At 69.8% G+C, this 16524-nt stretch carries 14 protein-coding genes and 2 pseudogenes; 6 read left to right on the top strand and 10 right to left on the bottom strand.

Annotation, left to right across the window (positions count from 1 at the left end; translation table 11 throughout):
- Positions 1-7 precede the first annotated feature (7 nt).
- Genes lspA through murJ form a run of 4 tightly spaced genes read right to left on the bottom strand, consistent with a single transcriptional unit; the run spans position 8 to position 5893 of the window.
- A complete protein-coding gene (gene lspA / locus N788_RS13310; protein WP_152560502.1) occupies positions 8-511 on the bottom strand; it encodes a signal peptidase II in 504 nt (167 codons plus the stop codon).
- Positions 508-3273, bottom strand: coding sequence for an isoleucine--tRNA ligase (ileS, locus tag N788_RS13305; RefSeq protein ID WP_051924681.1), 2766 nt, complete (start codon positions 3271-3273; stop codon positions 508-510). Before ileS ends, lspA begins: the two co-directional genes overlap by 4 nt.
- Before the next feature lie 59 nt (positions 3274-3332).
- Complete coding sequence (locus N788_RS13300; protein ID WP_034225986.1) at positions 3333-4289, bottom strand: bifunctional riboflavin kinase/FAD synthetase; 957 nt, start codon at positions 4287-4289, stop codon at positions 3333-3335.
- Positions 4290-4312: 23 nt separating this feature from the next.
- On the bottom strand, positions 4313-5893 hold the full coding sequence (murJ, locus tag N788_RS13295) for a murein biosynthesis integral membrane protein MurJ (RefSeq protein ID WP_051924669.1): 1581 nt from the start codon (positions 5891-5893) through the stop codon (positions 4313-4315).
- 125 nt (positions 5894-6018) lie between these two features.
- Here murJ and rpsT point away from each other — a divergent pair, with 125 nt between their 5' ends.
- Entirely contained in the window at positions 6019-6288 is a 270-nt protein-coding gene (gene rpsT / locus N788_RS13290) for a 30S ribosomal protein S20 (protein WP_034225985.1), read from the top strand.
- Positions 6289-6424: 136 nt separating this feature from the next.
- Here rpsT and cgtA read toward each other — a convergent pair whose 3' ends face one another.
- The 3 genes from cgtA to rplU all read right to left on the bottom strand — a co-directional run bounded on the left by cgtA (position 6425) and on the right by rplU (position 8257).
- Positions 6425-7498, bottom strand: coding sequence for an Obg family GTPase CgtA (gene cgtA / locus N788_RS13285; protein WP_034225982.1), 1074 nt, complete (start codon positions 7496-7498; stop codon positions 6425-6427).
- Positions 7499-7666: 168 nt separating this feature from the next.
- A complete protein-coding gene (gene rpmA, locus N788_RS13280) occupies positions 7667-7927 on the bottom strand; it encodes a 50S ribosomal protein L27 (protein ID WP_034225980.1) in 261 nt (86 codons plus the stop codon).
- 18 nt (positions 7928-7945) lie between these two features.
- On the bottom strand, positions 7946-8257 hold the full coding sequence (rplU, locus tag N788_RS13275; RefSeq protein WP_034225979.1) for a 50S ribosomal protein L21: 312 nt from the start codon (positions 8255-8257) through the stop codon (positions 7946-7948).
- A gap of 202 nt (positions 8258-8459) precedes the next feature.
- Between rplU and uvrA the strand changes: the two are divergent.
- Together uvrA and N788_RS13265 are read left to right on the top strand one after the other, a co-directional pair.
- A pseudogene (uvrA, locus tag N788_RS13270) lies at positions 8460-11291 on the top strand (excinuclease ABC subunit UvrA); the annotation flags it as partial.
- 26 nt (positions 11292-11317) lie between these two features.
- Positions 11318-11716 carry an acyl-CoA thioesterase gene (locus N788_RS13265; RefSeq protein WP_034225977.1) on the top strand — a complete coding sequence of 133 codons (399 nt, stop codon included), beginning with the start codon at positions 11318-11320 and terminating at the stop codon, positions 11714-11716.
- 23 nt (positions 11717-11739) lie between these two features.
- Here the strand turns inward: N788_RS13265 and N788_RS13260 are convergent, their stop codons facing one another.
- Positions 11740-12198, bottom strand: coding sequence for a copper chaperone PCu(A)C (locus N788_RS13260; protein WP_084696059.1), 459 nt, complete (start codon positions 12196-12198; stop codon positions 11740-11742).
- 41 nt (positions 12199-12239) lie between these two features.
- Between N788_RS13260 and N788_RS13255 the strand changes: the two genes are divergently transcribed.
- Genes N788_RS13255 through N788_RS13245 form a run of 3 tightly spaced genes read left to right on the top strand, consistent with a single transcriptional unit; the run spans position 12240 to position 14842 of the window.
- Complete coding sequence (locus N788_RS13255; RefSeq protein WP_034225975.1) at positions 12240-13703, top strand: DUF4139 domain-containing protein; 1464 nt, start codon at positions 12240-12242, stop codon at positions 13701-13703.
- A gap of 9 nt (positions 13704-13712) precedes the next feature.
- Positions 13713-14462, top strand: a complete 750-nt coding sequence (locus tag N788_RS13250; RefSeq protein ID WP_034225973.1) for an enoyl-CoA hydratase/isomerase family protein — start codon at positions 13713-13715, stop codon at positions 14460-14462.
- Positions 14459-14842 carry a hypothetical protein gene (locus N788_RS13245; protein WP_051924668.1) on the top strand — a complete coding sequence of 128 codons (384 nt, stop codon included), beginning with the start codon at positions 14459-14461 and terminating at the stop codon, positions 14840-14842. Before N788_RS13250 ends, N788_RS13245 begins: the two co-directional genes overlap by 4 nt.
- Here the strand turns inward: N788_RS13245 and N788_RS13240 are convergent.
- Together N788_RS13240 and N788_RS13235 are read right to left on the bottom strand one after the other, a co-directional pair.
- Positions 14839-15696 carry a sulfurtransferase gene (locus N788_RS13240; RefSeq protein WP_034225971.1) on the bottom strand — a complete coding sequence of 286 codons (858 nt, stop codon included), beginning with the start codon at positions 15694-15696 and terminating at the stop codon, positions 14839-14841. The two genes, N788_RS13245 and N788_RS13240, sit on opposite strands and share 4 nt — an antisense overlap.
- Positions 15693-16501: pseudogene (locus tag N788_RS13235) on the bottom strand (CoA pyrophosphatase). The gene N788_RS13240 and the pseudogene N788_RS13235 overlap by 4 nt, the downstream one beginning before the upstream one ends.
- Positions 16502-16524 lie beyond the last annotated feature (23 nt).

The following is a 16524-nucleotide window of genomic DNA, read 5'->3' as shown; positions in this document are numbered from 1 at the left end:
GCCGCGATTATCCGCCTTTCCCGGCCGCCGGCGGCGTCTTGAAGCTGAACAGCACCATCAGCACCGCGCCGACGACGATCGCCGAGTCGGCGATGTTGAAGGCCGGCCAGTGCCAGGTGCCGGCGTACCAGTCCACGAAGTCCACCACGTAGCCGAACCGGAGCCGGTCGATCACGTTGCCGACGGCGCCGGCGATGATCAGCGCGAACGGCATGGCAGTGCGCCAGTCGGCGCGCGGGGTGCGCGCCAGCCACACCGCCAGGCCGGCGCTGATGCCGATCGCCAGCACGGTGAAGAACCAGCGCTGCCAGCCGCCGGCGCTGGACAGGAAGCTGAAGGCGGCGCCGTAGTTGTGCACCAGGGTCCAGTTCCAGAAGCCTTCGATGAAGGGGACCGGGTTGCCGTACTCCAGCCGGGACACGGCCAGCCACTTGGTCCATTGGTCCAGGGCCACCAGCACGGCCGACAGGCCCAGCCAGGCCAGCGCGTTCGGGCGCGGCGATGCCATCAGAACCACCGCCGGGTTTCGCCGGCACCGTTGACGTTGACCACGCAGCGGCCGCAAAGCTGCGGGTCGTTGGCGTCCTTGCCGACGTCGTCGCGGTAGTGCCAGCAGCGCACGCACTTGCCGTGTTCGCTCGCCTTGGCAGCCACCGTGGTGCCGGCAGCCGACGGACGCAGGTCCAGGCGCGAGGTGATGAAGAAGAAGCGCAGCTCGTCGGCCACCGGCACCAGCCGCTTCGCCAGCGCCTCGTCCACGCCCAGGTCGACCTCGGCCTCGAGCGATGCACCGATGTCGCCGCCGGCGCGCATGGGTTCGAGCACCTTGCTCACCTCTTCGCGCAGCTGCAGCAGGCGGTCGAAGTCGGCCGCCGACAGCACGGCGTCCGCCGGCAGCGGCGCCAGCGACTCGTACCAGGTCGAGAACAGCACGTGTTCCTCGCGCTCGCCCGGCAGGAAGGCCCAGGCCTCTGCGGCGGTGAAGCTGAGCACCGGGGCGATCCAGCGCACGAAGGCTTCGGCGACGTGGAACATCGCCGTCTGCGCCGAACGGCGGCCGGCGCTGTCCACCGGCATGGTGTAGAGGCGGTCCTTGGTGACGTCCAGGTACACCGCGCCCAGGTCGTTGGTGCAGAAGTTCTGCACCTTCGACACCACCGCCGCGAAGTCGTAGCGCTGGTAGGCAGCGGTGATCTCGGCCTGCAGCGCATGCGCGCGATGCACCGCCCACTGGTCGAGCAGCAGCAGCTTGTCGTGCGGCACCCGATGCGTGGCCGGGTCGAAGCCGTGCAGGTTGCCCAGCAGGAAGCGCAGGGTGTTGCGGATGCGCCGGTAGTTGTCGGCGCTGCGCTTGAGGATGTCGTCGGACACCGACATCTCGTTGCGGTAGTCGGCCGCGGCCACCCACAGGCGCAGCACGTCGGCGCCCAGGGCGTCGTTTACTTTCTGCGGCTCGACCACGTTGCCGACCGACTTGGACATCTTTCGGCCCTGGGCATCGACGGTGAACCCGTGGGTCAGCACTTCCTTGTACGGCGCCACGCCGTCCATCGCGATGCCGGTGAGCAGGGAGCTCTGGAACCAGCCGCGGTGCTGGTCGCTGCCCTCCAGGTACAGGTCGGCGGGCTTGTGCAGGCCGTCCTCGGGACGCGCGGCCAGCACGGTTTCATGCGTGACGCCGGAGTCGAACCAGACGTCCAGGATGTCGTTGACCTTTTCGTAGTCTCCGGCCTCGTCGCCCAGCAGTTCGGCCGGGTCCAGCGAATACCAGGCGTCGGTGCCCTGCTCCGCCACGCGATCGGCGACGGCGCGCATCAGCTCGACCGAACGCGGATGCGGCTCGCCGCTCACCTTGTGGATGAACAGCGCGATCGGAACGCCCCAGGTGCGCTGGCGGCTGATGCACCAGTCCGGGCGGCCTTCGATCATGCCGGCGATGCGCGCCTGGCCCCAGTCCGGCACCCAGCCGACCTGGCCGATCGCCGCCAGGGCGTCCTTGCGCAGGTTCGCCTGGCTCATGGAAATGAACCACTGCGGGGTGGCGCGGAAGGCCACCGGCGACTTGTGCCGCCAGCAGTGCGGATAGCTGTGCTGCATCTTGCCCGAGGCCAGCAGCATGCCGCGCTCGGCCAGCAGCGCGGTGATGGTGTCGTTGGCCTTCCAGATGAACTGGCCCTCGAAGAGCGGGGTGCCCGGCAGGTACACGCCGTTGCCGCCGATCGGATTGAGCTGCGGCTGCTTGTACTTCTCCAGCAGGCCGTACTTCACGCCGACCTGGTAGTCCTCCTGGCCGTGGCCAGGCGCGGTGTGCACGGCGCCGGTACCGGCCTCGGTGGTGACGTGCTCGCCCAGGATCAGCGGGATGTCGCGCGCGTAGAACGGATGCGAGAGCACCAGGCCTTCGAGGTCGGCGCCGACGGCGCGCCCCAGCACCACCGGCGCTTCGATGCCATAACGCTTGAGCGCCGCTTCGTGCAGCGCGTCGGCGAGCACCAGCAGCACGCGCTTGCCGGCGCGCGCCGGCCCTTCGACCAGCACGTAGTCGATCTCGGCACCCAGGGTGATCGCCAGCGAAGCCGGCAGGGTCCAGGGCGTGGTGGTCCAGATCGGCACGGCGACGATGGCGTCACCGGCATCGGCGCCGAACTTCGCCGCCAGCGTAGTCGGTTCCTGCGCGTCGTAGGCGACGTCGACTTCCGGCGAAACCTTGTCGGCGTATTCGATCTCCGCCTCGGCCAGCGCCGAGCCGCAGTCGAAGCACCAGTGAACCGGCTTGACGCCGCGGGTCAGGTGGCCGCGCTCGACGATCTTCGCCAGCGAACGCAGCATGTCCGCTTCGAAGCGGAAGTCCATGCTGCGGTAGGGCTTGTCCCAGTCGCCCAGCACGCCCAGGCGCTGGAAGTCCTTCGACTGCCCCTGGATCTGCTCGGCGGCGTATTCGCGGCACTTGGCGCGGAAGGCGGCGGCGTCGAGCTTGCTGCCGACCTTGCCGTGCTTTTTCTCGACCACCAGTTCGATCGGCAGGCCGTGGCAGTCCCAGCCGGGCACGTAGGGCGCGTCGAAGCCCGACAGCAGCTTGGACTTCACCACCAGGTCCTTGAGGATCTTGTTGACCGCATGGCCGATGTGGATCGAGCCATTGGCGTACGGCGGGCCGTCGTGCAGCACGAACGTCGGGCGGCCCTTCGCCTTCTCGCGCACGCGCTGGTAAAGGCCCATCGCCTGCCAGGCGGCCAGCATGCCCGGTTCGCGCTTGGGCAGGTCGCCGCGCATCGGGAACGCCGTCGCCGGGAGGCTGATGGTGTGCTTGTAGTCCTTGCCGCCGTCTTCGCTCACGCACTTGCTCCGGATGTTTCCATGTCGTGGCGCAATACGCGCCGGGCCTGCCGGGAGTCCTCGTCCATCTGCTGGACCAGGGACGGCAGGTCGTCGAATTTTTCCTCGTCGCGCAGCTTGCCGACGAATTCCACCTCGATGCGGCTGCCGTAGAGGTCGCCGTCGAAGTCGAACACATGCGCCTCGAGCAGGGGCTCGACACCCTGCACCGTCGGCCGGGTACCGAGGCTGGCAACGCCGGCCCGCGGCGCCGGGCCGATGCCGTGCACCCACACCGCGAAGATGCCGCCCAGCGGCGCCTTGCGTCCGGCCAGGCGAAGGTTGGCCGTAGGGTAGCCGAGCTGGCGACCGAGCTGCTTGCCGCGCACCACGGTGCCGGCGATGGCGTAACGGCGGCCGAGCAGCCGGGCTGCTGCGTCCAGCTCGCCCGCCGCCAGGTGGGCGCGCACGGCGCTGGCCGACACCCGCTCGCCCTCGTCGGCCACGACCGCTACTTCCCCGGCCTGGAAGCCATGCACGGCGCCCAGCGCCTGGAGCGTCGCCAGGTCGCCGGCGCGCCGGTGCCCGAAGCGAAAGCCCGGTCCCACCCACACTTCCCGGGCCGCCAGTCGCCCGGCCAGCACCTTCGCGACGAACGCCTCGGGCGACATCGCCGCCATCGCCGCGTTGAACCGCAACAGGCCCACCGCGTCCATGCCCAGCCGGCACAGGCCCTCGAACTTCATCCGCGGCAGCATCAGCCGCGCCGGGGGTTCGTCGGTGGAAAAGTATTCGCGCGGCAGCGGCTCGAAGCTCAGGGCCACCGCGGCCAGTGCTTCGGAGCGCGCACGCGCACGCACGTGGCCGACCAGGGCCTGGTGCCCCCGGTGGAGGCCGTCGAAGGCGCCGATGCAAACCACGCTGCCCTGCGGGGCGATGCAATCGCCCTCGACGTCCCGGAACAGCTTGTCCATCGGCCGATTATAGCTGGCCCGGTTCACGGGCCGCGCAGTTCCCGCGGTCGCCAGCCCGCCGCCAGCAGGCCCAGGCCATAGGCGCCGGCGCCGGCTGCCACCACCGCCAGCAGCAGGCCCCAGCGCGCCACGCCGGCCCAAGCGCGCCAGTCGCCGATCGCGTACAGACAGCCAAGCACCGCGAGCGCCAGGGCCAGGCTGCCGACACCCACGCGCAGCAGGTGCCGCCCCCAGCCTGCCGACAGGCTGAAGTGGCCCTCGCGGCGCAGCGCCAGCCAGAGCAGGCCGGCATTGGCCAGGCCGGCCAGGCCCGTGGCCAGGGCGATGCCGGCGTGGGCGCCGGGCACGTCCCAGAGCCACAGCGGCGTGGTGATCAGGGCGGTCAGCGCGACGTTGATGAACACCGTGCGGACCGCGGCACGCATCGGCGTGCGGGTGTCCTGGCGGGCGTAAAAGGCCGACAGCAGCACCTTGGTCGCCATGAAGCCCGGGATGCCGATGCACATGGCCATCAGGCTGAGCGAGGTCATGCGGGCGTCGAATTCATTGAAGGCACCGCGCTCGAAGATCGTCAGCACCAGCGGTTCCGCCAGCAGGACCAGGCCCAGGGCCGCGGGCACCGCCAGCATCAGTACCGTGCGCAGGCCCCAGTCCAGGGCGCTGGCGTAGCCGCTGGCGTCGGTGTCGGCGTGCCGGCGCGCCAGGTGCGGCAGGATCACCGTGCCCAGCGCCACGCCGAACAGGCCCAGCGGGAATTCCACCAGCCGGTCCGAGTAATAGAGCCAGCTGTTGCTGCCGTCCATCAGCAGCGACGCGAACATCGTGCCGACGATCAGGTTCAGCTGGGCCACGGACGAGGAAAACAGCGTCGGCAGCATCAGCGTGCCGACCCGGCGCACACCCGGGTGCCTGAAATTGAGCCGCAGCCGCGGCCGCAGGCCCAGCCGCCCCATCGCCGGCCACAGCAGCACCAGCTGCAGCAGGCCGGCGGCCAGCACGCCCCAGGCCAGGGCGTGGATGGGCACCGCCAGCAACGGGGCCAGGAACAGCATGGCCGCGATGACCGACAGGTTGTGCAGCACCGGCGTCACTGCCGGCAGGGCGAAGCGCTGGAAACTGTTGAGCACGGCGCCGGCCAGGGCCGTCATCGACACCAGGGCCAGGTAGGGGAAGACGATGCGCAGCAGGTCGCTGGTAAGGCCGAACTTGGCGGCGTCGTCGAGCTGGCCGGGCGCGATCATCGCCACCACCAGCGGCGCCGCCAGCACGCCCAGGCCGCTGACCACCAGCACCACCGCGCACAGGGCCCCGGCGACGTGGTCCAGGAAGTCCTTGAGCGCCGCCTGGTCGCCACGCTGGCGCAGCTCCGACAGCACCGGCACGAAGGCCGAGGCGAAGGAACCCTCGGCGAAGATCCGGCGCAGGTAGTTGGGGATGCGGTAGGCCACCGCGAAGGCGTCGACCAGGCCGCCGGCGCCGAAGATCTGGGCCTGCACCACGTCCCGGGCGAAGCCGGCGACGCGCGAGAGCAGGGTCATCGCGCTGAAAACCGCGGTCGAGCGCAGCAGCCCGCCCCGCGCCCGGGGCTCGGTGGGGGCCGTCATGCCCTGCCCCCCGGGGGTATTTGACTCAAGCTACTGAATCCCCCATAATTTCGGGTCTTTCGACCCCTTATTCCCGGCCGGGACCGCAAATCCTGGCCATCGTCCAACGTTTTCAGGAGCCCTCCGTGGCCAACATCAAGTCCGCCAAGAAGCGCGCCAAGCAGACCGTCGTCCGCAACGCCCGCAATGCCAGCCAGCGTTCCATGCTGCGCACCGCCGTGAAGAAGGTCCTCAAGGCCCTCGAAGCCAAGGACGCCCCGGCCGCCGAGGCCGCGTTCGCGACCGCCCAGCCGATCCTGGACCGTTATTCGGCCCGCGGCCTGATCCACAAGAACAAGGCTGCCCGCCACAAGAGCCGCATCAGCGCCCACATCAAGGCGCTCAAGCAGGCCTGAGCCCGCGGCGCCCCTGGTCACCCAGGCAGGCGCCCTGGCCAGCGCACGAAGGCCGGCGAAAGCCGGCCTTTTTGCTGCCTGGGATTTGACCACCCGCCGGCCGCCGGCCCGCACGTGGCAGCGGCGCGACGCCGCCTCAGCCATTGCGGGCCATCTCGGCGCGCGCCGCGACGTCTTCGGCGGCCTCCAGCGCGGCGGCTTTCTGGTCGTCGAAGAACTGCTGCACCTTCAGCACGACCGGCCAGGTGCCCTCGCGGCCGATGGCCGAGGCCAGGAACCACGGCTCCTTCCAGTCCAGCGCCTCGACCAGCGCCTCGGCGCGCGCCTGGCGCTCGTCCTCGGGCAGCAGGTCGGCCTTGTTGAGCACCAGCCAGCGCGGCTTTTCCAGCATGGCCGGGTCGTGCTTGCGCAGTTCGGCCTCGATCGCACGGACCTGCTGCACCGGATCCACGCCCTCGTCGAAGGGCGCCATGTCCACCAGGTGCAGCAGCAGGCGGGTGCGCTGCACGTGGCGCAGGAACTGCGCGCCCAGGCCGGCGCCGTCGGCGGCACCCTCGATCAGGCCGGGGATGTCGGCGATGACGAAGCTGCGGTCCACTTCGACGCTGACCACGCCCAGGTTGGGGTAGAGGGTAGTGAACGGGTAATCGGCCACCTTCGGCGTGGCCGAGGACACGGCGCGGATGAAGGTGGACTTGCCGGCATTGGGGAAACCCAGCAGGCCGACGTCGGCCAGCAGCTTGAGCTCGAGCCGGATCTCGCGCTCCTCGCCCGGCGTGCCGGTGCCGGCCTTGCGCGGCGCGCGGTTGACCGAACTCTTGAAATGCACGTTGCCCTTGCCGCCCACGCCGCCCTGAGCCACCAGCAGGCGGTCGCCGTGGTCGGTGAGGTCGCCAATGATCTCGTCGGTGCCGACGTTGATCACCTCGGTGCCGACCGGCACGCGGATCACCACGTCGTCGCCGGCCTTGCCGAACATCTGCCGCCCCATGCCGTTCTGGCCGCGCTGGGCGCGGTACTGGCGCTGGTGGCGGAAGTCGATGAGGGTGTTGAGGTTCTCGTCGGCCTGCAGCCAGACGCTGCCGCCGTTGCCGCCGTCGCCGCCGTCCGGACCACCCAGCGGGATGAATTTCTCCCGCCGGAAGCTGATGCAACCGTTGCCGCCGTTGCCGGCAGAGACGGTGATGGTGGCTTCGTCAACGAATTTCACGAGGTGTTTCCCTGGCGGGGCCCGGGGCCGTCCGCACTGATTGTGGGCCGTCCGCGCCGCGCCGTGAAGGGCGCGGGCCCGAATGGCCGGTGATTTGCCGGTGAATTGCCGTCTTGGAAACGAAAAGCCCCGCCGAAGCGGGGCCCTTCAGGCGGAACCGGGCGGGTTTCAGGCCGCCGGGACCACGCTCACGGTGCGGCGCTTCTTGGGGCCCTTGACCGAGAAATCGACCACGCCGTTCACCAGGGCGAACAGGGTGTGGTCGCGGCCGAGGCCGACGCCCGGACCCGGATGGAACTCGGTGCCGCGCTGGCGCACGATGATGTTGCCGGCTTCGATGGCCTGGCCGCCGTACATCTTGACGCCCAGGTACTTCGGGTTGGAGTCGCGGCCGTTGCGGGACGAGCCTACGCCTTTTTTCTGTGCCATGACGTTGTCTCCTCTGGCTTAGCCGGCGATGCCGGTGATTTCGATTTCGGTGAAGTACTGCCGGTGGCCCATCTGCTTGCGATGGTGCTTACGACGGCGGAACTTGACGATGCGGACCTTCTCAAGACGACCATGCGACTTGACGGTGGCCGTGACCTTGGCGCCATCGACGAGCGGCGCACCGACGGTGACCTTGTCGCCGTCGCCGAGCATCAGCACCTTTTCGATGTCGAAGCTCTTGCCTTCTTCCAGGTCGATTTTCTCGACCTTCAGGGTCTCGCCCTGCATGACGCGGTATTGCTTACCGCCGGTAACGATGACTGCGTACATGACCGGAATTCCTCTGTAGTTATTTTGGACACTCTGACCCGGGGTCAACGGGCACAGAAGCGGAATTATAGGGGACACGCCCGGCCCGGCGCAAGCCCCTGTCCCACAAGGCAATTCACCCGCCGTAGCCGGTCGGGAGGGGGCGGACTGCTAGACTGCCGGGTTCCCGTTCCCGCCAGCCGCAAGGAGCCCTCCCCGGCGCATGGACACGATCCGCATACGCGGTGCCCGCACCCACAATCTCAAGAACATCGACCTGGACCTGCCCCGGAACCGGCTGATCGTCATCACCGGCCTGTCGGGCTCGGGCAAGTCGTCCCTGGCCTTCGACACCATCTATGCCGAGGGCCAGCGGCGCTACGTCGAGTCCCTGTCGGCCTATGCCCGGCAATTCCTGAGCGTGATGGAGAAGCCCGACGTCGACCATATCGAGGGCCTGTCGCCGGCGATCTCGATCGAGCAGAAGTCGACCTCCCACAACCCGCGCTCGACCGTCGGCACGATCACCGAGATCTACGACTACCTGCGTTTGCTTTTCGCCCGGGTCGGCACCCCCCGCTGCCCGGACCACCACTACCCGCTCGAGGCCCAGACCGTCGGCCAGATGGTCGACCAGGTGCTGGCGCTGCCGGCCGACCGCCGGTTCATGCTGCTGGCCCCGGTGGTGCGCGAGCGCAAGGGTGAACACGCCCAGGTGTTCGACCAGCTGCGGGCCCAGGGCTTCGTGCGCGTCCGGGTCAACGGCGAGCTGCACGAGCTCGACGCCGTGCCCACGCTCGCCCTGCGCCAGAAGCACACCATCGAGGTGGTGGTGGACCGCTTCAAGCCGCGCGAGGACCTCAAGCAGCGCCTGGCCGAAAGTTTCGAGACCGCGCTCAAGCTCGGCGACGGCCTGGCCCAGGTCCAGGACCTCGATGACGCCGCCGCCGCGCCGCTGCTGTTTTCGTCCAAGTTCAGCTGCCCGGCCTGCGACTACGCCCTGCCCGAGCTCGAGCCCCGCCTGTTCTCGTTCAACTCACCGGTGGGCGCCTGCCCGTCCTGCGACGGCCTGGGCATCTCCCAGTTCTTCGACCCCGCGCGGGTGGTGGTGCATCCGGAGCTGAGCCTGGCGGCCGGCGCCGTACGCGGCTGGGACCGGCGCAATGCCTACTATTTCCAGCTGATCGCATCGCTGGCCAAGCACTACGGCTTCGATCCCGACGCCGCCTGGCAGGACCTGCCCGAACCGGTGCGGCAAGCCGTGCTCTACGGCAGCGGCGACCAGATCATCACCTTCACCTACCTCACCGAATCCGGCGGCCGCACCCAGCGCAAGCACAAGTTCGAGGGCATCGTGCCCAACCTCGAGCGCCGCTACCGCGAGACCGAGTCGCAGGTGGTGAAGGAGGAACTGGCCAAGTTCATCTCCGACCGTCCCTGCCCCGACTGCGGCGGCGCGCGGCTCAACCGCGCCTCGCGCAACGTCTTCGTGGCCGAGCGCAACCTGCCTGAGATCACCAAGCTGCCGGTGGACGAATCGCTGGAGTTCTTCTCGCACCTGTCGCTGTCGGGCTGGCGCGGCGAGATCGCCGTCAAGATCGTCAAGGAAATCCACGACCGCCTGCGCTTCCTGGTCGACGTCGGCCTCGACTACCTCACCCTGGAACGCAAGGCCGACAGCCTGTCCGGCGGCGAAGCCCAGCGCATCCGCCTGGCCAGCCAGATCGGTGCCGGCCTGGTCGGCGTCATGTACGTGCTCGACGAGCCGTCCATCGGCCTGCACCAGCGCGACAACGAGCGCCTGCTGGGCACGCTCACCCGCCTGCGCGACCTGGGCAACACGGTCATCGTGGTCGAACACGACGAAGACGCCATCCGCCTGGCCGACCACATCGTCGACATCGGCCCGGGCGCCGGCGTGCATGGCGGTGAAGTCGTGGCCCAGGGCAACTACGACGACGTGCTCGCGGCGCCGAGGTCGATCACCGGCGACTACCTTTCCGGCCGGCGGGAGATCGAAATCCCCAGGCAGCGGCACAAACCCAACCCGAAGATGATGCTCCGGCTCCGGGGCGCCAGCGGCAACAACCTCAAGGACGTCGACCTGAGCATCCCGGCGGGGCTGTTCACCTGCATCACCGGCGTCTCCGGCTCGGGCAAGTCCACCCTGGTCAACGACACGCTCTACCACCTGGCCGCGAACGACCTCAACGGCGCGTCGCACACCGCCGCGCCGCACCGCGAGGTGGTGGGCATGGACCTGTTCGACAAGGTGGTGGACATCGACCAGAGCCCGATCGGCCGCACGCCGCGCTCGAACCCGGCCACCTACACCGGCCTGTTCACCCCGCTGCGCGAGCTGTTCGCCCAGGTGCCCGAAGCCCGGGCCCGGGGCTACGCGCCGGGGCGTTTCAGCTTCAACGTGCGCGGCGGCCGCTGCGAAGCCTGCCAGGGCGACGGCCTGATCAAGGTGGAGATGCACTTCCTGCCGGACGTCTACGTGCCCTGCGACGTCTGCCATGGCAAACGCTACAACCGCGAAACCCTGGAGATCCTCTACAAGGGCTATTCCATCCACGACGTGCTGGAGATGACGGTCGAGGACGCACTGACCCTGTTCGAGCCGGTCCCGGCGCTGGCGCGAAAGCTCGAGACCCTCATCGACGTCGGCCTGAGCTACATCAAGCTGGGCCAGTCGGCCACCACCCTGTCCGGGGGCGAGGCCCAGCGCGTCAAGCTCTCGAAGGAGCTGAGCCGCCGCGACACCGGCCGCACGCTGTACATCCTCGACGAGCCCACCACCGGCCTGCACTTCCACGACATCGAGCACCTGCTGGCGGTGCTGCACAAGCTGCGCGACGACGGCAATACGATCGTGGTGATCGAGCACAACCTCGACGTCATCAAGACGGCCGACTGGGTCGTCGACCTGGGCCCGGAAGGCGGCCATCGCGGCGGCATGATCATCGCCGAGGGCACGCCCGAGCAGCTCGCGGCGAACAAGGCCTCGCACACCGGCCAGTTCCTGGCGAAACTGCTGGCGAAGAAGACCGCGCCGGCGCCGCGCAAGAGGAAGAAGGCATGAACCCGGTCGTGTACACCGTGGACCTGGAGGTGCGCTGGCGCGACCTGGACGCCTTCAACCACGCCAACAACGCCAGCTACCTGGGTTACATCGAGGAAGCGCGGGTGCGCTGGTTCAAGTCGCTCAGCGCCGACTGGGCCGGAGAAACCGCCGCCCCGATCATGGCCGCGGTGCAGGTGAACTACCGCCGGCCGGTGAACTGGCCGGAAACCGTGCGCGTCGAGCTATTCGCCGAACGGGTCGGCAACAAGTCGCTGACCCTGGGGCACCGCATCCTGTCGGCTTGCGACGGCGACGTGCTTTATTGCGACGGCCACACGGTCCTGGTCTGGGTCGACCGCGGCGGCCAGTCGGTCCCGCTGCCCGACGCGGTGAAAGCCGCCTGCGCCGGCTGAATCCAGACCGCGCCCGCGGTGGCTCAGGGCGCTGAGCGACGCACGGGGAACTGGGCGAACAACTTGCGGCCATCCGCCAGCACCAGCCGGACGCGCGCCCGGTCGCCCTCGGGCAAGGGCCGATTCGGCCGCATCAGCATCAGGTGCAGGCCGCCGGGCTCGAAGCTCAGTGACTCGCCCGGGGCCAGCAGCAGCCTGCCCGCCGGGCGCATCCGGCTCACGCCGCCTTCCTCGACGGTGCGATGGATCATCGGCATGCCGAAATCCAGGCTTTCCACGGCCACCACCTCCACCGGCCCGGCGCAGTCGTTCCTGAGCACCAGGTAAGCGGCAAGCGAAGTCGCGCCCGGCGGCGCGGCCCGCAGCCAGGGATTTTCTATCGTGGGCCGGCAGTCTTCGGCCCCGACCGCCGCCGGGGCGGCGAAGGAGGCTGAAGCCAGCATCAACAGGGGCAACCCCATCAGGAAGCGTCGTGCGTTCATCGGCCTATAGTAATCCGACGCCCGTAGAGGAGCCCTGAACCATGAAACACCCCTTGCTCGCCCTGGCCATCGCGGCCGCCCTTGTTTCGCCTGCGCTGGCGCAGGAAACCCGGCTGACGGTCTACAGCGGCGATTTCGACGCCGTTTCCCGCGGCGGTGGTTACGGCGGCGGCGCTGGCCATGCCCGGGTCCAGACGCGGCTCGGCTGGAACCTGGAAGCCGGCGACAACACCGTTCGCTACGCGCGGCTTCCGCAGGCGCTCGACGCCAGCTCGGTGCGACTGGAACCCGACGGCGAGGCCCGCGTCACCGGCCAGCGCTACGATTTCGCCCTGGCCGATCAGGACGCGCTGCTGCAGCGCGCGATCGGACAGCAGGTGGTGGTGACCCAGGCCGTCGGCAACGGCGTCGAACGCCATGCCGGCACCCTGCTCTCCGCCGGGAACGGCCTGACCCTGCGCCTGGACAGTGGCCAGGTGCGGGTGCTGTCGAACTACGCGAGCTTCGAACTGCCCGAATTGCCCGAGGGACTGGCCGCCGAACCCGGCCTGGCCTGGACCCTGCGCGCCGCGCGTGCCGGTCGCCAGGTGTTCGACCTGGACTACGCCACGGGCGGCCTGGCCTGGCGCGCCGAGTACCGTGCCACCGTGCAGGGCCAGGGCAAGGCCTGCCGCATGGACTTCGACGGCGCCGCGATGGTCGCCAACAACTCCGGCATGGACTTCCGCGACACGGCGCTCACCCTGGTGGCCGGCGAACCCAACCGGGTCGCCGATGCCAGCTACGCCGCCCCGATGGCGGCCAAGGCCGAGCGCATGATGATGGCCGACGCCGCCCCGGCCCCGCAGGCGTCGGGCGAATACCACGCCTACCGCCTGCCCGGCACCGGCGACCTGGCCACCGGCAGCGTGCAGCGCCTGCCGCTGGTCGACCCCGTCACCGGCGCGGCCTGCGAACGCCGCTATGAAACCCACTCACCCATGGGTGAGTGGCAGCCGCCACATCCGATGATCGACGCCAATTACAACGGCCAGTCCGGCGAGCAGCCGGTGCAGGCCCAGCTCCGGTTCGACAACACCAAGGCCGCCGGACTCGGCGTGCCGTTGCCCGCCGGACGCGTGCGCGTCTTCGACGGGGACGATTTCCTGGGCGAAGCCGCGATGGGGCACACCCCGGCCCAGGCCGAGGTCTCGCTGACGCTGGGCACCGCCTTCGACCTGACGGTTGAACGCGAACGCACGGACTTCGCGCTCGACCGCGCCGGCCGCACGATGACCGAGACCGTGCAGCTGACGCTTCGCAACGCCAAGGACGAAGCCGCCACCGTGCACGTGCGCGAGGTGCTGCCGCGCTGGACCGACTGGGACATCACGACGAGTTCGGTGCCGGCGAAAAAGCTCGACGCCCAGGCCGCCGGTTTCGAAGTGAAGGTGCCCGCCGGCGGCGAGACCCAGCTGCGCTACACCGTGCGCTATCGTTGGGCCCCCGACGTCCGCCTGCCCTGAGGACCCGACATGATCACCACCCATCGCCACGGCGACATCCTTGAACTCCAGCTGGCGCGCCCGCCGGTCAACGCGTTGACGCCGGAGCTGCTGGCGGCCCTTCGCACCGCCGTCGAAGCGGCGCCTGCCGAAGGTGCCCGCGGCATCATCCTGTCCGGCGGCGCCAAGGTTTTTTCCGCCGGCATGGACGTGCCGCACCTGATGGGGCTGGACACCGCCGCCCTGAAGGCCGGCTGGGCCTCGCTGTTTTCCGCGGCGCATGCCATCGCCGCGTCGCCGGTGCCGGTAGTCGCCGCCATCGGCGGCCACAGCCCGGCCGGTGGCTGCGTACTGGCCCTGTGCTGCGACTACCGCGTCATGGCGCGCGGCCCGTTCCGCATCGGCCTCAATGAAGTGCAGGTCGGCCTGGTCGCCCCCGACGCCATCCAGCACCTGATGCGCCGCGTGGTCGGCGTCTACCGGGCCGAGCGCCTGCTGGTGGCCGGCGAACTGGTCGAGTCCGAGCAGGCACTGGCTTTCGGCCTGGTCGATGAACTGACCGATGCCGAACACGTGGTGCAGCGCGCGCTGGTGTGGCTGCAGCAGCTGCTCGAACTGCCCAACCCGGCGATGCTGGCCACGCGCTCGCTGGCGCGTGCGGACCTGGTCGGGGCCCTGGCCTCGTTCCACGAAGACGACCTCGATGGTTTCCTGACCGAGTGGAACTCGCCCCACACGCAGGCGGCCCTGCAGGCCCTGGTCGCCCGGCTGGGCAAATGAAGCTGGCGCGCCCGGCCCTGCTGGCGGTGGTGGCCGCGGCAGCCCTGGTGCTGGCGGGCTGCCGCGAACCAATCCCCGCCGACTACGCGCAGTACGCCGGCCACTGGCGCGGCGACGGCGTCTTGCTGGTGCTGATGCCCGACGGGCACGGCAACTACGAGCGGGTCAGCGGCGGCGCGCGCACGCGCGTCGAGGGGCCGGTGCACAGTTTCGATGCGGAAGGCTTCAGCATCGGCGTCGGCGTATTGAGCGCACGCTTTCGCGTTGACGAGCCGCCGCATCTTTCCCGGGGTCGCTGGCGCATGACCGTGGACGAGCAGGAGCTGGTGCGGGTGGAAATCCTGCCGACACGCCCCCCGCGCGACAGCTATTCGCTCTAGCCCGGCGCGTCGCCCGTCGCCACCGGCCGCGAGCGGTCGGCCACCCAACCACTCCAGGACGCCGGATAGATCCGCGCCCCGTGCAGGCCGGCATGCTCCATGGCCAGCAGGTTGTGGCAGGCCGTGACGCCCGAGCCGCAGGAAAGCACGACCTGAGCGGGCTGCCGCCCGTGCATCAGGGCGACGAACTGGCGCCGAAGCACATCCGGCGCCAGGAACCGGCCTTCGGCGAGGTTTGCCGTGAAGGGCCGGTTGCCGGCACCCGGGATGTGGCCGGCCACCGGATCCAGGGGCTCGACGTCACCGCGGAAACGCTCGGGCGCACGGGCATCGAGCAGCCAGCCCGGCGCGTCGTCCAGGCGGGCCAGCACGTCCTGGGTATCGACCTGGCCCGAGGCGTCGAAGTCACCGGGATAGTCCGGGCCGGGCACCGGCCCACGGGTGTCCAGGGGCAGGCCCAATGCCCGCCAGCGCGCCAGGCCGCCATCGAGCACCGCGACGCGTTCATGGCCGAACTGCCGCAGCAGCCACCAGAAGCGGGCGGCGGCCATGGCGCCGCTTTGTTCGTCGTAGGCGACCACCTGGTCCGAAGCCCGGATGCCCAGCCGTCCCAGCAAGGCGGCGAACCGGGCCGCCGTCGGCAGCGGATGCCGGCCCTCGCTCGCGGGCGCACCCGGCCGCGACAGGTCGCGCTCGAGGTGGGCATGGCCTGCGCCGGGCAAGTGGGACTGCGCCCAGGCCGCCTCGCCGGCATCGGGGTCGCCCAGCGCGTGCCGGCAATCAACCAGCACCAGGCCCGGTTCGCCCAGTTTCGCGGCCAGGTCTTCTGCCGATACCAGCGTGGTCCACTTCATCCGTGCTGCTCCAGTCTCTGGCGGAAATTGACCAGCATCGAGGCCGTGGCACCCCAGATGCGATGGCCACCGTAGCTCAGTTCCAGCACCCGCCGCTGGCGGCCCTGGAAGTCGACGTCGAGCGTGCGCACGTTGTCCGGGTCGAGCAGGAAACGCAGCGGGACCTCGAAGGCCTCCGCGACCTCGGAGGGATCCGGCGCCGCCCGGAACGCGTCCTGCACCCGCGCCACCACGGGGAAAACGTGGAAGCCGGTGATCGTGACGAAAGGGTCGAGGTAACCCTGGGGCGTGGACAGCGCACCCGGCAGGCCCACTTCCTCGTGCGCTTCGCGCAGGGCGGCTTCCACCGGATCGGCGTCGCTGTTCTCGATGCGTCCGCCGGGAAAGGCGATCTGGCCGGCGTGGTGGCGCAGCGCCTCGGTGCGACGGGTCAGCAGGACCTGCGGGCCACCCGGGCGTTCCACCAGGGCCACCAGCACGGCTGCCTGGCGCAGCGGCAGGCCGGCGGGCAGCAGGTCGGCCAGTTCGGCATGGTTCCAGCCCGGGCCGGGCGGAGGCCGGTCCAGCGGTAGCAGGGCATGGGGGAGCCGTTCGAGCGGGTCGAACGGGCGGGTCACACCCGCAGCGCCTCGCGGGCGGGCAGCACCGTTTCCATCAGGTTCAAGCGCTCGTCGTCGCCCATCTGCGACCAGCGGGCGATCTCGGCGACGCTGCGATGGCAGCCTTCGCAATGGCCGCTGGCATCAAGCGAACAAATACCGATGCAGGGGCTGAGCACGGCGCGGTAGCCGGAGGACGTGGACATGATCGAGTGGCGCAAAAACAGGG

It is taken from the genome of Arenimonas donghaensis DSM 18148 = HO3-R19, from assembly GCF_000743535.1.
Taxonomy (GTDB): Bacteria; Pseudomonadota; Gammaproteobacteria; order Xanthomonadales; family Xanthomonadaceae; genus Arenimonas; species Arenimonas donghaensis.
The sequence above is the reverse complement of the archived record's forward strand: the minus strand, read 5'-3'. Positions and strand labels throughout refer to the sequence as shown.

Bases quoted from the DNA above. Each gene is read 5' to 3' on its own strand.
- ileS (WP_051924681.1), bottom strand. From the start codon at position 3,273: ATGCGCGGCGACCTGCCCAAGCGCGAACCGGGCATGCTGGCCGCCTGG.
- N788_RS13300 (WP_034225986.1), bottom strand. From the start codon at position 4,289: ATGGACAAGCTGTTCCGGGACGTCGAGGGCGATTGCATCGCCCCGCAG.
- murJ (WP_051924669.1), bottom strand. From the start codon at position 5,893: ATGACGGCCCCCACCGAGCCCCGGGCGCGGGGCGGGCTGCTGCGCTCG.
- rpmA (WP_034225980.1), bottom strand. From the start codon at position 7,927: ATGGCACAGAAAAAAGGCGTAGGCTCGTCCCGCAACGGCCGCGACTCC.
- rplU (WP_034225979.1), bottom strand. From the start codon at position 8,257: ATGTACGCAGTCATCGTTACCGGCGGTAAGCAATACCGCGTCATGCAG.
- N788_RS13265 (WP_034225977.1), top strand. From the start codon at position 11,318: ATGAACCCGGTCGTGTACACCGTGGACCTGGAGGTGCGCTGGCGCGAC.
- N788_RS13260 (WP_084696059.1), bottom strand. From the start codon at position 12,198: ATGAACGCACGACGCTTCCTGATGGGGTTGCCCCTGTTGATGCTGGCT.
- N788_RS13255 (WP_034225975.1), top strand. From the start codon at position 12,240: ATGAAACACCCCTTGCTCGCCCTGGCCATCGCGGCCGCCCTTGTTTCG.
- N788_RS13250 (WP_034225973.1), top strand. From the start codon at position 13,713: ATGATCACCACCCATCGCCACGGCGACATCCTTGAACTCCAGCTGGCG.
- N788_RS13245 (WP_051924668.1), top strand. From the start codon at position 14,459: ATGAAGCTGGCGCGCCCGGCCCTGCTGGCGGTGGTGGCCGCGGCAGCC.
- N788_RS13240 (WP_034225971.1), bottom strand. From the start codon at position 15,696: ATGAAGTGGACCACGCTGGTATCGGCAGAAGACCTGGCCGCGAAACTG.